General features: G+C 39.1%; 12 protein-coding genes. 2 read left to right on the top strand and 10 right to left on the bottom strand.

The features are described 5' to 3' along the window. Positions 1-94 precede the first annotated feature (94 nt). The 3 genes from ACIP9W_RS05095 to ACIP9W_RS05085 all read right to left on the bottom strand — a co-directional run bounded on the left by ACIP9W_RS05095 (position 95) and on the right by ACIP9W_RS05085 (position 1,869). The gene (locus ACIP9W_RS05095; RefSeq protein ID WP_400786719.1) at positions 95-301 is read right to left on the bottom strand and encodes a hypothetical protein; all 207 of its coding nucleotides are present in this window, start codon (positions 299-301) and stop codon (positions 95-97) included. Between the two features lie 452 nt (positions 302-753). Next, positions 754-1,062, bottom strand: coding sequence for a metal-sulfur cluster assembly factor (locus ACIP9W_RS05090; protein ID WP_400786716.1), 309 nt, complete (start codon positions 1,060-1,062; stop codon positions 754-756). Between the two features lie 48 nt (positions 1,063-1,110). Continuing rightward, on the bottom strand, positions 1,111-1,869 hold the full coding sequence (locus ACIP9W_RS05085; RefSeq protein ID WP_400786714.1) for a prolyl oligopeptidase family serine peptidase: 759 nt from the start codon (positions 1,867-1,869) through the stop codon (positions 1,111-1,113). Positions 1,870-2,006: 137 nt separating this feature from the next. Here ACIP9W_RS05085 and ACIP9W_RS05080 point away from each other — a divergent pair, with 137 nt between their 5' ends. After that, positions 2,007-2,828, top strand: coding sequence for a Cof-type HAD-IIB family hydrolase (locus ACIP9W_RS05080; protein WP_282246039.1), 822 nt, complete (start codon positions 2,007-2,009; stop codon positions 2,826-2,828). Positions 2,829-2,839: 11 nt separating this feature from the next. After that, positions 2,840-3,691 carry a DegV family protein gene (locus ACIP9W_RS05075; protein WP_400786711.1) on the top strand — a complete coding sequence of 284 codons (852 nt, stop codon included), beginning with the start codon at positions 2,840-2,842 and terminating at the stop codon, positions 3,689-3,691. Between the two features lie 68 nt (positions 3,692-3,759). Here ACIP9W_RS05075 and ACIP9W_RS05070 read toward each other — a convergent pair whose 3' ends face one another. The 7 genes from ACIP9W_RS05070 to addB all read right to left on the bottom strand — a co-directional run bounded on the left by ACIP9W_RS05070 (position 3,760) and on the right by addB (position 15,506). Further along, positions 3,760-5,196: an alpha-amylase family glycosyl hydrolase gene (locus ACIP9W_RS05070; RefSeq protein WP_400786709.1), complete on the bottom strand. Its 1,437-nt coding sequence runs from the start codon at positions 5,194-5,196 to the stop codon at positions 3,760-3,762. Between the two features lie 208 nt (positions 5,197-5,404). After that, a complete protein-coding gene (locus tag ACIP9W_RS05065; RefSeq protein WP_400786706.1) occupies positions 5,405-5,536 on the bottom strand; it encodes a hypothetical protein in 132 nt (43 codons plus the stop codon). Positions 5,537-5,558: 22 nt separating this feature from the next. Next, positions 5,559-5,921: a YisL family protein gene (locus tag ACIP9W_RS05060; protein ID WP_400786703.1), complete on the bottom strand. Its 363-nt coding sequence runs from the start codon at positions 5,919-5,921 to the stop codon at positions 5,559-5,561. 244 nt (positions 5,922-6,165) lie between these two features. Beyond that, a complete protein-coding gene (locus ACIP9W_RS05055) occupies positions 6,166-7,062 on the bottom strand; it encodes a fumarylacetoacetate hydrolase family protein (protein WP_400786700.1) in 897 nt (298 codons plus the stop codon). A gap of 73 nt (positions 7,063-7,135) precedes the next feature. Next, positions 7,136-8,305 (bottom strand): DUF418 domain-containing protein, encoded by a 1,170-nt coding sequence (locus ACIP9W_RS05050; protein ID WP_400786697.1) that lies wholly within the window; start codon positions 8,303-8,305, stop codon positions 7,136-7,138. Positions 8,306-8,317: 12 nt separating this feature from the next. Further along, positions 8,318-12,025, bottom strand: coding sequence for a helicase-exonuclease AddAB subunit AddA (gene addA / locus ACIP9W_RS05045; protein WP_400786695.1), 3,708 nt, complete (start codon positions 12,023-12,025; stop codon positions 8,318-8,320). Beyond that, a complete protein-coding gene (addB, locus tag ACIP9W_RS05040; RefSeq protein ID WP_400786692.1) occupies positions 12,012-15,506 on the bottom strand; it encodes a helicase-exonuclease AddAB subunit AddB in 3,495 nt (1,164 codons plus the stop codon). The genes addA and addB overlap by 14 nt, the downstream gene beginning before the upstream one ends. Between the last annotated feature and the right edge of the window lie 205 nt (positions 15,507-15,711).

Below are 15,711 nucleotides of genomic sequence, written 5' to 3'. Positions count from 1 at the left end.
TGCTCTTCCCAGACAATTGGTTGCTTTCGCTGATAGTTTGGTTGCTCTCTCTGCAGATTTGATTGCTTTCACCAATGAATTGGTTGCTTTCAATTTAATCTAGTTGCCCTTTGCCAATTACTCCCTCCCACACGACACTTTGTAAGCATCTCAATAAAAGTTTACTTGCTATTTGGAAATTGGTTGCTCTTCCCAGACAATTGGTTGCTTTCGCTGATAGTTTGGTTGCTCTCTCTGCAGATTTGATTGCTTTCACCAATGAATTGGTTGCTTTCAATTGAATTTGGTTGCCCTTTGCCAATTACTCCCTCCCACGCGGCACTTGGCATGCCATCTCTCTAGAAGTTTACTTGCTATATGGAAATTGGTTGCCTTCGCTTAGAGATTGGTTGCTCTCTCTGCTGATTTGATTGCTTTCGCCAATGAATTGGTTGCCTTCAACTTAATCTAGTTGCCCTTTTCCACTTATTCCCTCTAACAATGTATTTCTTTCCACACAAAAAAGCGCAAGGCAATCAACAGAGATGCCTTGCGCTTTTTCTATTTATCCCGCATTAACGGGCAGTAAGACTCCCACTTCAAGCTTTAAGAAAAGCGATAAGATAAGTGGGAGATCAACTGCCCGTAAAAGCCCGATGAAATGATCCCAGACTAAGAACGCAACATCGTGTTGCAACGTCTGTGTGACCCACATCGTGTGGGACACAACTAACAATCAGTGGGGGATGAACCCCCACTGATTGAAGTTTCACTTTATCTAATGCCAAGAGCGATTTTTGCATATCTTGACATATTATCTCTCGACCATGGTGGGTTGAAGACGATGTTTACTTCTGTTTCTTTTACTTCTGGTAATTCACCAAGCGCTGTTTTGACTTGGTCTACAATCATCGGACCCATTGGGCAGCCGATAGAAGTTAGCGTCATTGTAACATTTGCTGTACCTTCTTCTGTCAAATCTACATCATATACTAAACCTAAATTGACAATATCAACGCCCAACTCAGGGTCAATTACATTTTCTAGGGCAGCCATCATGCTGTCTTTCATATCTTGATCCATTTCAAATCCTCCTTTATCACTTTCATTCATCATAACAAACAAGTGTACTTATGCCAAACTGTTTGCAAGCCATTTTGTCGCGGCTAGCATTCCTTTGCGCGATACCGCATGTCCTGCTGATTTTTCTCTGACGAATTCAATCGTTTGGTCACCATACTTTTCTTCAAAAGTTTTGATGAATTGTGCAGTAGGTGCAAAAGGTACAACTGGATCTTTCTCTCCGTGCCAGAAAAACAGCGACTTGCCACTTAGTTTTTCCATTTGATTTGTTGCGTCAAATCTAGATAAAGTATCAAGCATATCTTTTCTTTCTTCTGCATTTAATGGTATTTGAAAGCCTTTTTGCTCCACTTGTGCCATCTGTGCTTTTGCAAGCTCTACATAACCCGGCGTTCCCATTAAGATAACCGCAGCATCTATCCAAGGATAAGTAGTTAAGCAACCAAGCGTTGTGATCCCGCCCATAGATGTTCCTGCAATCCCGATTTTCTGGTTGCTTAAATAGCCACGTTTTTGTAATTCTTCCTGTAATATACCGACTTCCTCTATAGAAGTTAATACCGTTTCCCAAAAACGCAGGCTAATCTCGACCTGGTCTAATTGTTCATCGCGTTCGCCGTGTAAGTGTGCATCCGGTAAAATGACACGACATCCATCATGCACTAATTGATATGCGTAGTGGAGATTATGCTCTTTTGCGCTTTCAAAACCGTGTAGAAAAAGGACGATTGGTGCGTTATTTTGCGTTTCTTCATGATAAATATGTAATAAAGGAATATTACGCCAGCATTCTTGTTGTACAATCATTTACTTCCCCCACCTTTTTGGATATATTATTATTCTAACAAAGCATTTCAAAATTTACAAAAAGCATAAACTATACATTTTGACCTTCTTCTGTGAACACGATACACTTTATATAAGAATAGAAGGGAGTTTTTCAATTGCAACGTCATTTAATAGTATTGGATTTAGATGGAACTTTATTGACAGATGAAAAGGTTATTTCAAACAAAACGAAAAATACACTTCTTCAAGCAAAAGAAGAAGGCCATGAAGTCATGATTGCAACTGGAAGACCGTACAGATCGAGTGAAATGTATTATAAAGAGCTTGGTTTAAATACACCAATCGTCAATTTTAACGGAGCATTTGTACATCATCCAATGAATAAGTCATGGCAAACTGTACATAAACCGATTGAGTTGAATGTTGTAAAAGAAGTAGTGGAGGCTGTAGAAAGCTACTCCATTAAAAACATGCTTGCAGAAGTGCTAGATGATGTCTACTTACATTATCACGATGAACAGATGATGTCTGCATTTGCATTGGGCAATCCTAACATTACGACCGGTGATTTACGTACTATTTTACAAAAAGATCCAACGAGTTTACTTATCCATGCAGAGGAAGACTCGGTCGATTTAGTTCGCAAGCATTTACGAGATGTTCATGCAGAAGTGATCGATCATCGTAGATGGGGCGCGCCGTGGGATGTAATTGAAATTGTTCGCCACGGCTTAAACAAAGCAGTTGGCTTATCTCATGTTTCCGCTTACTTGGATATACCGCAAGAACGAATCATTGCTTTCGGTGATGAAGATAATGATTTGGAAATGATTGAGTATGCTGGAGTTGGGGTTGCGATGGGAAATGCCATCAAACCATTGCAAAATATCGCAAATGAAATAACGAAAACAAACAATGAAGACGGGATTGCTGACTTCTTAATAGAAAGATTAAAATTAAAGCAAATAGCTTTTTAGGGGGATAAAAGATGAAATTATTTGCAGATAGTGCTTGCGACTTGCCTAAATCTTTTTATGCAGAACACCATGTGGAATTGTTTCCACTACGAGTTCATATTGGAGAGCAAGAATACGAAGACGTCATTGGAATCGATTCGAAACAAGTGTATGAAGAGATTCGGAAAGGAGCCCATCCAAAAACTTCCCAAGCTTCACCAGAAAACTTTTTACGAGTGTTTGAAGAATTAGCGAAATCTGGAGAAGAAGGATTGTATGTCGCCTTTTCATCCGCACTTTCTGGAACGTATAGCACAGCGGTTATGATGCGAGAACAGGTGATGGAGACATATCCCGATTTAAAGTTAATCATTATTGACTCTAAATGTGCATCTCTAGGTTATGGCCTGTTAGTACAAGAGGCAGCTCGTTTAAAAGAACAAGGTTTGGATTTACAAACAATCGAAGAAAAAATTAGATTTCAAGCGGAGCATATGGAGCACCTATTCACCGTAGAAGATTTAGACTATTTAGCACAAGGCGGAAGAGTTTCTAAAGCTAGCGCTTTTATCGGTGGGTTGCTTAACATCAAACCCCTTCTTCATGTGGAAGATGGTAAACTAGTGCCTATTGAAAAAATTCGCGGGCGTAAAAAAGTAATCAAGCGCATGATTGAGGTAATGGAAGAACGCGGTGAACGTTTAGATGAACAAGTTGTTGCGATCAGTCATGGAGACGACGAGGAAACAGCACTTGCCCTAAAACAAATCATTGAAGAAAAGTTTAATCCGAAAAGTATTGAAATTTATCTGATTGGGTCCACGATTGCTGCACATACGGGACCTGGCACATTGGCATTATTCTTCTTAAACAAATTAGATTAAGAGAGCGAATTTATAATAAAAAACTGCTATCTATGTCCACGCAAATGGACTTAGGCAGCAGTTTTTATTTATTTCTTATTCGTGTGTTCGTTTTTACGTTGCTTACCTTTTTTCCATACGATTACTAAAAAGGCAAGGAACAATATATACGATAATGCCATTGCGAAAATATATGATTTGTTTAACCCTTTACGATCGGTTATTTGATAGACTTCTACGATTTCCCGATCAAGTACTAATCTGTATTCCCCATTATCATCTGCACGAACAATATCGGATTCGAATAAGCCATGAAGCTCTTTGTTTTCACCAACAATATCCTTTGTTAAGTCAATTCGCTTTGTTTGGCTCGTATTATTAATAACAACCATAAATTGTTCGTCGTCTGAATAACGTTTATACACTATATAGCCATTTTCATTTTCTAACAGTTCTATTTTTCCAGTGCGCATTGTTTCCGATTTATTGCGAATGGAGTTAATGTCTTTAATATACTCGATCAATTCTTCATCTACACGGAAGTTCATGACTTGGTGACTTTCCTGTGCATTTTGTCCATTCATGGCAATTTCCGTACCATATGTCATATATGGCACCCCAGGCATTGTTAACATTGCGCCAAGCGCTGTTTTTATACGAGTAGGTGGGAACATATTTTCCAGCGCACTATAGTAAGTAAATCTTTCCGTATGTAAATCATCGATCAAAAGTAAGTCATTATTATTGGTGGACACAATATTTTCAGTTGGTAAATCTGTATTTTTAAAAGCATTTCGTAAATTTACCTGTAATTCTTCAGAATAGTTGACGTCAAAATTTGCATCCGATTCCTCTAGTGCAATCACATACATTGGATCTCGTACTTCTTTTACACTTGTAATTATTTCGTTAATAAATGAGGTTGGAGCACCGTTTAATTCGGACAATTTTATACCATCAACCCCATATGTATTTGTAAATTCGACCAATGTATTGATGAGTGCTTGTTGTACTTCTGCATTTTCCAAATCTAATGTCAAAACATCATTGTCATTGCTTACAATCCAGTCTGTTTCTGCATTCCAAATATGGTTTAAGCTATAATTGTTTAGCGGAAATTCAATCATAATCTTTAAATGATGTTTATGTGCTTCATTGATCAGTTGTTGGAATTCTTCCGGTGTTCCGAAACGTTTTTCTAGTGCATTAAAATCCAATACTCGTTTACCATCATAGGTTTCTGTGGCGAATACAGGACCAATGGAAATAGTTGTAAAACCCATATCTTTAATATGGTCCATTTTTTCGATAATTCCTAAAAAGTCGCCACCAGCAAATGCATTCGGATCTTTTGCATTTACATCATAGTCATTCGTAATTACTTTATTGAAATAACGATCAACATATAAATCATAGATACTTTCATTTTGAATAGAAGCATCTGCTTCGGCATTTGTTGGCTGTGTCGATGTAATCCACAGTCCACTCAACACTAATCCGGTCATTAGCCATTTGTTAAATTTCAAGGTAAATCCTCCTCTATCTAGGAAAGAGCATATTTATAGATAAAAACATATCACAGTTATTTTATCAAAGCTCATTCGTAATCGCTATCGTTTCAGCACGAAAGCCCCAAAAACAGCCGATTATTCGTCCAAACTGTGACATATCCTAGAATTAATCCAGTAACTTTTCGTTAGTTGGAAAAACAATAATCATAACAAAAACCACCAATCATTTTGGTGGTTTTTTGTTATGGAGAATATGATGATGTAAATCTTCTTCGTCCAATGATTCCGCTTGTACTCGGGAAATCATGTAGGAAGCAGCAATAAAAATAATCATCAATACAACGACAAAAATCAATAAGGATATTCCCATCGTTTGCTTACGCTAAAAAGTTGATGTTCATTGGTAATTTGAAACCTAGGAAAAGTGTAATGAAGAAGAAAACGAAAAATAATACGACAAATGTTGTAAATGGTTTTCCTTTTTTCTTTTTCACTAAAGACATTTCCATCATTCCGATAACTAAAATTCCAGCTAAGAATTTGAGTCCATACAACATGCCTTGACCGTAGTCCATACCTTTCATAAATAACGCAATTCCTGTGATAATGATTAAAATATAAAACAAGCGTAAAATCATGTGTACCACTTTTGGATTTTTAATTGCTAATGCTACAAAAAATAGGATGATCGCAATTACCCAAGTTGTAATGTGTAAATGTGGTGATGCTAAAAATTCCATTTGTTTCACCTCGATAATTTTATCTAATTCGCCTTAACGTATTTGCTTCCGCTTCACTTTGTTCAGCTCTGCAGGAAAAACATTGCTTCTGCGCAAAACTCATCGCAGAAAACAGTGCGTCCAGGTTTTTATCGTGTTTGCACGATAAAAATCTGTAACATCCGCCGGGGGCTTAACTTCATTCAGTTGTTTTTTTCCAACCGCTTGAAGTTTACCTATATATCTTACCATCAAATGAAATGTTTTACTCGAATTTGTTCACTAATGTACCGATTCCCTCAATGGAAACTTTCACAATATCGCCAGATTTTAAAAACTTAGGAGGATTAAATCCTTTTCCAACACCAGCAGGAGTTCCTGTTAGGATGACATCTCCAGGCTCTAAAATAACGGATTTAGAAATTTCCTCAATTATTTTCTCGACAGAATATACCATGTCAGAAGTTTTACCATCTTGGCGAATCTCATCGTTTACCTTTGTTACGATGGAAAGCTCCTGTGGATTAGGTAATTCATCTTTTGTCACAATATATGGTCCCATAGGGCAAGAGCCTTCTAAGCTTTTTCCTAAGAAAAACTGTTGATGCTTTTTTTGTAAATCTCTTGCAGTTAAATCATTTGCAATCGTATATCCGAACACATAATCATATGCAAGTATAGACGGAATGTCTTTTCCTTTTTTACCGATCACAATTGCCAGTTCCCCTTCATAATCATATGAATCTGTCTTATCGGCATGAATGGAAAGCGTTTGTTCATCAGCTGCAATGGAAGTTGGTGACTTTGTAAAAACGACAAAATCATTCGCCACTCCGCCCATTTCTTTTGCATGCTCCGCATAGTTTCTTCCAATGGCCATTATATTTTTTGGTGTACGAGGTATTGGAGATAGCCACTCGATTTCCGTAAATTGTTTTTTGAAATCATTTGCATTTTCCTCTTTTAAGGCAGCTTCTACTAGTTTGCGAGTTTGTTCGATAAAATCCATTCCTAATGCGACACCTTCTACAATAGTAGCAGGAAAATCAGGAAGCACTTGGAGCGTCTCTTGGATGCTTAATACATCCCACACTGCCTCTTCTTTTTTTACTTTTGGTCCGAAGTAAATTTTATCATTCAAACGGTATGATAATAGTTTCATCGCTTTGACACTCCTCTAAGTATTTTAATAGCTTTATCTTAGTCTATTACAAACTGACTTTGTTTTCATCTTTTTACGACAAATTATTTCGATAAGTCAGTTTTCTCCACAATACCTCTACAGGACCCTGTTTAAACTTCATAAACCAAACTTCTGCAAATACTAGCTGCAGTACATAAATACCTACCGCCATCCATGTTCCAGTTCTAATATCCACTTTGCCATATAAGCCAAATCCATATGCATAAAAAATAGTCGTGGCGATAATTGACTGCATCAAATAGATTGTCATCGACATGCGACCAGCTTTAGCCACTGGGGATAGTAGTTTTTGCATGAACGGGATGGTACAAACAAGCGCTAGTATACCTGCATATGCGATAGCTTGAAGTGGTCCCCCAAATGTATCTTGCACAGTCATCGTAAGAACATTCGGCTCTGTAAGATAAGGCAGCCACTTAATAGCTGTTCCTGCTCCCAGTCCCACTATAATGGCAATTATCCAAAAGACTTTCAAACTTCTTGCACGTTCGATTAACTTTAGCTTTGCTGCTGCTGCTCCAAGCAATAAAAACGGCACAATCGTAAATAAAATCATCAGAACTACTAGTCCGTAGCCACTCATATAAATCCAGTCATTTAATCGTTGGGAGAAAATATCTCCCCATGAACCAAGTGAATACGCCATAATAGATTTCTCTATCTCTTGAATCCCAGTAAAAATAATTAAACTTTCAGGATCCAACTTCCCAAGAAAATACAATAATCCATTTAACAGTCCGTTAGGTAGTAAAAATAAAAGCGCACTTATTAAAACTAACCAAATCGGCTTCAATCGAATCATTAATATTAAAACAAATCCTGCAATCGCATATGTGATTAAAATGTCCCCTGACCATATAAGAAAGGCATGGATACAGCCAATCACAAGTAAAATAGACAGTCTACGTACTGCTAGCTTCGTAAAGGACGTTCCTTTCTCTTGCGATTTCATAAACTGCATCGCAAGTCCGTATCCAAAAAGCATGGAAAACAGCGGATAAACGCTACCTTGCACAAAAATGTCGATCCACTTATGCGTTTCATAATCTCCCGGAACTTGAAACCAAGTATATGGATTTATATAAATATAGGGACTATGAAAAAACAGCATATTGACGACAAAAATCCCAAGTAGCGCAAATCCTCTCATCACATCAATCGATATTACTCTCTCTTTCTCCCCCACTGGACTTATTAACAAACCTTTTTCCTCCTATAACATAACCGTTTTGTTTATATCAAATAAATAAAGTATTTTTTCTTTAATCTCTACTTGCAAAATGGATTCTATCGCTTGTGCATAAATAGATAATTGGATCGCATACCGTTTATTCATTTCTTGCTGTAACAATGCTTCATTGTTTGCTAAATGTTGAACACGATCTGTTTTATAATCTAATAATACAAAGCGACCATCTTCTTCTAAAAATAAACAATCGACAACCCCTTGAATAATTTGCTTATCCCCATCCTGGTCTTCCATCGCATACGTAAAAGGAAATTCTCGCATGACCCTTTTGGCAACTCGTAATCTCTCTGCGATTTCCGAATGGAAAAATGGCATGATTTTTTGGGGATTAATCGCTGCTTGTTCTGCTTTGGTTAATATTTCACGATCGTAGAGCTCGCTTGCAAATGCCTTTACCTGTTCTGTTGTTTTTACTTCCATTAAATCGACATTTTGCATAAAGGCATGGACGGCTGTTCCAACTTCTGCTCCTGTTAGTTTCGCCTCTTGTTGTAAAAAGAATGGTCGTTTTGCAACTTTGGAAAGGCTATTTGAAGAAGGTGCCAGCTCAAAATAGGCTTCTTCTTCTCTTGCCAGGAGCTGCTCGATTTTTTTCATTTCACTTACGCTTTGTTTTGATCTTTTTTGTGTCGAAAGTTCATAAGGATACACTGTATCAAAACGAGCTCTCACCTTTGGCAAAACAGTCGTTTTTTCCTTGTTAATCAGTTGATCGATCGAAAGCTTTTCTTGTTCTTCAATTTCTGCCGACAATTTTAGCTCATCGACACATTTTGCTACAATAAGCCATTTGGAATCACTTTCTACAATATTTGCTTCGTTGATATTTGAAAGTTGCTGAAAGTCTGTGTGTCTTGCAATTGCTGGTCCTATCCAGTCTAGGTAGCCTTTTGCTTTTGCTCGAATGTATTCTGGGAGCATCTCATCCGGCAACAAAGCTTGTGCATCCTCCCAACTTGCAAGCGTCTTCTGTAAATCTTTAATAGATGCTATAAGATACAAATACTCCTTCGCCCTTGTCATAGCTACATACAGCACGCGCATTTCTTCTGCTTTCAACTCCATTTGTTTCTTTTCTTTCATCGATAGAAACGGCAATGAGGTGAACGATATGCGCTTTTCCGGATCAATGGCTTTTACCGCAAGCCCAAAAGATTGGTCAAATAAGTAGGGCTCATTAAAGTCCATTTGGTTGAATGGTCTACCCATTCCCGCCAAAAAGACGACTGGAAATTCCAATCCCTTCGAAGCATGAATCGTCATAAGCCGCACGACATTTTCTTTCTCACTCATTGCACGTGCCGTTCCTAAGTCATCCCCTCGTCTTCGCATACGCTCGATAAAGCGTAGGAAGCGGAATAACCCACGGAAAGACGTTTTCTCATATTCTACTGCACGATCATGTAAAATACGCAAATTCGCTTGCTTTTGCATCCCATTCGGCATGGCACCAACCATTTCGTAATAATGCGTATCCAAATAAATACGCCAAATTAAATCCGCAAGGGACCCTCTTCTACTCATATCCCGCCAATCCTCAAATTGCAACAGAAAACGTTGTAGCTTTTCACCGGTCTCTGGAGATATCCCAGCTCCTCCATTTGCTACAAACTCTTTTAGCGCATCGTAAAAAGATTCTTTTGGTGCGGCAAGGCGAATCGCGGCAAGCTCCGATTCTGTCAGTCCGACAAAAGGAGCACGAAGAACCGATGCTAGCGATACATCTTGGTACGGATTATCAATTGTTCGAAGGGTATGTAGCATGATGAGCACTTCAATCGCTTCAAAATACCCTTTAGAAAGCTCTGCATATAACGGAATACCTGCTTCTTTGAATTGGTCTGTCACTTCTTGTGACCACGTCATCGACCGCATTAAAATAACGATATCGCTATACTCGACAGGGCGGCTTGTTTTTTTCCAAGGGTCATATACAGTTGCTCCTGAATCTATCATTTCTTTTATTTTAGAAATAATGTAACGAGCTTCTGCTTGTGATTTCTTGAGCTCTTCCTCTGCAATGACCATGTCATCTTCTTCTACAGATTCGACACTTCCATCTTCCACTTCATATAAAAGGGCCAATTCGACTGGAGCTATTGTTTCGTTATACGGTGCTTGCGGCTTTAAAGAAGCATCATCGTCATAATTAATTTCCCCTACTTTTTCCCCCATAACTTGCTGGAAAATATAGTTCGTTGCATGCAGTACTTCTTGTCGGCTTCGGAAGTTGGCATTCAAATCAATTTTCACGCCCGAATCTTTCGGTAGGTCACTAAATGCTAGGTATTTCCCTAGAAACAGCATAGGTTCGGCTAGCCGGAAACGATAAATGGATTGCTTCACGTCCCCAACCATGAACATATTGCCAGTTTGTTCGTCGCCACTTTTCACTAATTGTAATATCGTTTCTTGAAGTAAATTCACATCCTGGTACTCATCCGTCAGTACTTCCTTAAAACGTGCCTGATACTCTTTAGCAATTTCGGATGGAACAAGCTGCCCATTTTCGTCATGCTCGGTTAAAATGTCTAGCGCATAATGCTCTAGGTCGGAAAAATCGACTAATCCTCTATCATTTTTGGCAGCTGTATATCTCTCTCCATATGTAATGGCAAGATCTACTAATGTTTGTAATTGCGGAGCCATCAGGCGCATTTCTTCCAGCAAACGTGCTGGTGTTCTAGTGAAATAATTGTCTTTTAAGTCATTTACTATCTTCTTCACTTTTGTCCGTTTAGCCGTAGCTTGTTTTTTTAATGCTTCATCGCAGGAGTCTTTTTTGATGGACGCTGCTTTTACCCATGAAAGACTACTAAAATAGTTAAATGCATCTTGCCAAGTACTCATTTTCATCAGTCGAATAGCTTCTTGAATCATGTCTTGATCTTTTAACGCAGTTTCGGCAAGTGGAGCGGGCCCGTTAGGCATATTTGCTAATGTTCGAATTTCTTCCGCTACGGCAATTGCTTCTTCCAAGTGATGAATGATTGCAAGTTTTAACGGTTCGATAAAAGAAAGTTCATCTATCGTTATATCTTCAGGTAACGTATATGCTTGTGGAATAGCCAGTAACCATTTCTTAGGTTCTGGGTGCACTCGTGCATATGTATATAGTTTTTCAATCATTGTCTCAATGGATTGATCGTCTCTATCTGATGTGAAACTGTCTGATAGTCTATACATCGCTTCTGGGTTTTCTACTTGATATGCTTCCTCTAACACTTCTGCTAAAATATCATCTCGGATAAGCGCAGCCTCTGCTTCATTCGCGATACGAAATCCAGGATCAATCGTTAGCATATACGAGTATTGTTTAACAATATTTAAACAAAAGGAATGCAGCGTTGAAATTTGTGCCTTACTTAACAGACTAAGCTGCTTGCGTAAATGGGTAGATGCTGGATCAAGTGCAATTGCTTTTTCCAATGCCTCTCCCATCCGGTGGCGCATTTCTGCTGCAGAAGCATTGGTAAAAGTTACGACTAATAACTCATCGACGTTGATCGGATTTTCTTTTGCGATTACTTTTTGGATAAGCCGGTCAATGAGGACAGCCGTTTTACCAGAGCCTGCCGCAGCAGATACGAGGACGTCTGAACCGGTTGCCCATATTGCTTTCCACTGGGCAGGTGTCCATGTTAACTCCGCTGGCATATCAGGAATGTTCATCCGTACTCATCTCCTTTCGAATTTTTTCAGTGACGATTTCTGGTTGCTCTACTTTTAAATTTCGTACAGGTTGTGCAGGATCCTGAGGGTCAAATTGACAGACACTTCGATACGCACAATACGTACAAGGCATTTTATCTTTTATGCGATACGGATAAACACGAGTATCTCCTGCATTCATTCCATTACCAGCTTGTTCATGTCTTTTACGTACAAACGACTGAAGAAGTTTCATCTGTTCAGGTTCTACTACTTTGGAGGACGATTTTGACAAGTTTCCGTCTTTGTTCATACGTACTGGAATAATCTTTGAAAATCCTTCGATTTGTTCATCCATTTCCATAATCACTTCTGGGTCGTCGAGTAGTAATCCATTCATCTTATACGATTTATAAATCTCTTCTTGTAACTCGGCGTCACTCATTTCCTTTTGCGTCTTAATAAAAGGATTATGCATATGCACATATAAAACACCTGCTGGCTCAGCGCTCTCCTGCAGCCAAATATCCGCATTTTCAATCGCAACATCTAAATACGTTAACATTTGAAGCGATAAACCATAATACACTTCGTTCAAATCAATCCCTTTGCGTGACGATTTATAATCAACAATCCGAACATATAGATTGCCATTGACATTCGATGCATCTACTCGGTCAATACGTCCACGCAACTGCATTTTGCGCCCACGCTTTAAAGGTATGTCTAGCGCAGGTAACGCTTCTCCTGGACCAAATCCGGCTTCAATAGCGATTGGCACGAAGGTCGAAGCTTTGGAATGCTTGCTCAGCGCAAAAAGCGTGGATGCTACAATTTGCTCTAGCTTGCGCTGAATATAACGGTAACGATTCGTACTTAGTAAAAGTTGATGGACAAATACTGGAACGATTTGATCGACCGCTTGTTTTGCAAGTCCTGCACATTGCTCTCTGGACAGCTGTGCCCATGTTAGGCCCAGTCTTGCCGTTTCGTCTGCAATCCATTTTAGTGCAGCATGGAATAGATCCCCGATTGCCGGTGCCTCCAGTCGATATTCCGCTCGTTCCTCCAGCTTTAATCCATATGCTGCATAATGGGCAAAAGGACAGCTATAATAGCGTTCTACGCGAGAAACACTTGAAATCATCGTTTCACCGTACAATGCGGATGTTATTTCCTGCGAGAGTCTTTCTGTTTTATTGCCATCTTTTAAAGGTTTTACAACACGTTTTAAAATAGTAGACCAATATGGATCTTCCAAATAATAATGATATACCGATTGCCAAACTTCTGGTAATTCCCCAGTTTCCAGTGCCTTTCGGATTTGCATCACGACATATGGTAATGTCGTTCTTGGATGACTAATCGATTGGAGATCAAAGGCATCATCCGGGTGATCAGTTGGATCTATTACAGCTAGCTCTATCGGGACATCTGTGATGATTTGTTGGAGCTTTTTAATATACATGGATGGCAGTAACGCTTTTCCTTCGCTATCTGCAATCGGATACGAAACAGCTAAGTAATGAGAAGCTGTGACGAATGCTTTATAGACTAGATAGTTTTCATCTAGCAATCGCATTTTCGATGTTGGTGCTAACTCGAATCCTACTTGCGTAAACCATTCTCGCTCTGTATCCGAAAGTAAGCCTTCATGATCCATTCGTTTTGGGAATATACCATCATTCACCCCAACAACAAAAACAGCTTTTATATTTGTTAATCGAGCAATATCCACATTCCCGACAATTACTTGATCGATGGCTGGTGGGATGCGTGAGAATGCTAGTTGGTCATATCCTTCATCTAAGATTTTCGCAGCTTCCTCTACGGTCATCTCTTTCTCACCAAACATTAATACGAATTGATCGAGTACATTCACCCACTCATTCCAAGCTTGTTCATGCTCAGAAGCAAGTAATAATTGACCATTTTCTTCTTCCGCTTTTCTCAAAACTTGTAGTTTCTCGTAAACTTGAAGCGACTCCATAAATGTAAATAATGCAGCAGCCATTTCTAGCCCTGTTTTACTTTGTGCAAGAGTATCTGCCAACTTTTTTAAAGGTTGTACAACTATATCACGCGCTGCATGCAAATCTGCTTGCATGCTTAACTCCTCGTCGGTTTGCACCTTCGAGTAAAATTCTAACCCACGATATTTTTTATACACCCAGCGCCGATCATCCAACCATCTATCCCCGTAAATACCAAATGACAGGACAAAATTTTCTAAACGATCTGCCCGTTCTCGGCACTTACTTTTAGACGCGTCCAATGGGAAAAATAAGTCCGTTTTAATCGCTCGGAACATCGGTTCATACTTCCAACCAGTTCGAATGACTTCTAGTACCGTTCTGCTTAACTCGATTAACGGATGATGTAGCATCGATTTTTTTTGACTAATAAATACCGGAATATCATATTGTGGAAAAATGGTTTCGATTAGCCCTTCATAGCTTTCCGAATCCCGATGCAAAATTGCCATTTCTTTATAGCGAACTTCTTTTTGTTGCATCATCTCTCTTATTTGTCTTGCTATCGCATGTATTTCCGCCCGTCTATTTGCAGCTTCCGTTATTCGTAATTTACCTTCTGTTTTCATCTCAGCGGGTGGTAGCTGATCAAAATTTGCTTCAATATGAGCAAGTTCCTTTGAAACAAATCGTTTTTGTTCCACTTGATGTACGAATTCTTCTATTTCTACTTGTTCTGCTTGAGCAATTTCTATTAATCTAGCGCAAGTATTTGCAGGTTGGTAAAATAACGACTGCTCATCCTGGCTATCTGCAAGTGTTTCCATCGGAAGAGCGATCGTAATGCGCTTTACTTGTTTCATTAAAGCTTGAATGATTTCCAATTCTCTTGTTGTAAACGATGTAAATCCATCGATGTAGAGTTCTGTTTTCTCAAGCAGACTGGAGTCTTTTATTTTCTGGGCAAGCAAGGTTAAATACCCTTCCCCGTCAATATAGCTTGTCCCTAATTTTTGCTCCATTAAATCGAGCATGAGCATAAGATCAGCTGATTTATCAAGTAGCGTTTTAGGTGCTTGGACCGCTTCTAACTGATTTAATGCGTTTACCATCGTTACATGGTCTAAACAATACCGGCTGAATTCTTTCATCAAGACTTCTATTTGATCGGTAAAACCTCGTTTGGTTGCGGCTCTATTAAATAATGTAAACTCATCTTTGTGATCTTCTAGTAAACTTCTGATAAGCATGCGATACCCAAATCCGCTTATTTCCTCTTTCGCTATTCCACCAGTTTCTTGTAATACACGCCAAGCTAACCGTTTAAATGTCGTCACCTGTGCACGTATTAACCCTTTGAGCCCTGCTCCAGCCGCAAGATCGTACTCACTAGAAAATGACATTTGGTCAGGCACTATATAAAACAACGGATCCCCAAATGGGGTTTGTTGTAAAGCGTGTACTATTTCTTGCTGCATAAAAATGGTCTTCCCTGTTCCTGAACGCCCACTAATAATCCGTAATGACATATTTAAACTCCTCTCTTGAAAAGCGTAAGCGCCTATGTCTGCCCAGACAGGCAAATGTGGATGGGGTAGGTCTGCAAAGTGCACCACATCCTGTGGCAAAGCAGACATAACCCGCATCGTGCGGGCCAAGGAGGCAGTTTTTCAGCCACCACAGCTTTTTCACATTTGACCCGATGGGCAAGGCGCTGAAGCTAGACATTAAAAA

Source organism: Psychrobacillus sp. NPDC093180 (assembly GCF_044754065.1).
Taxonomy (GTDB): domain Bacteria; phylum Bacillota; class Bacilli; order Bacillales_A; family Planococcaceae; genus Psychrobacillus.
Note: the sequence above shows the minus strand (reverse complement) of the source record. Positions and strands in the feature narration are given on the sequence as shown.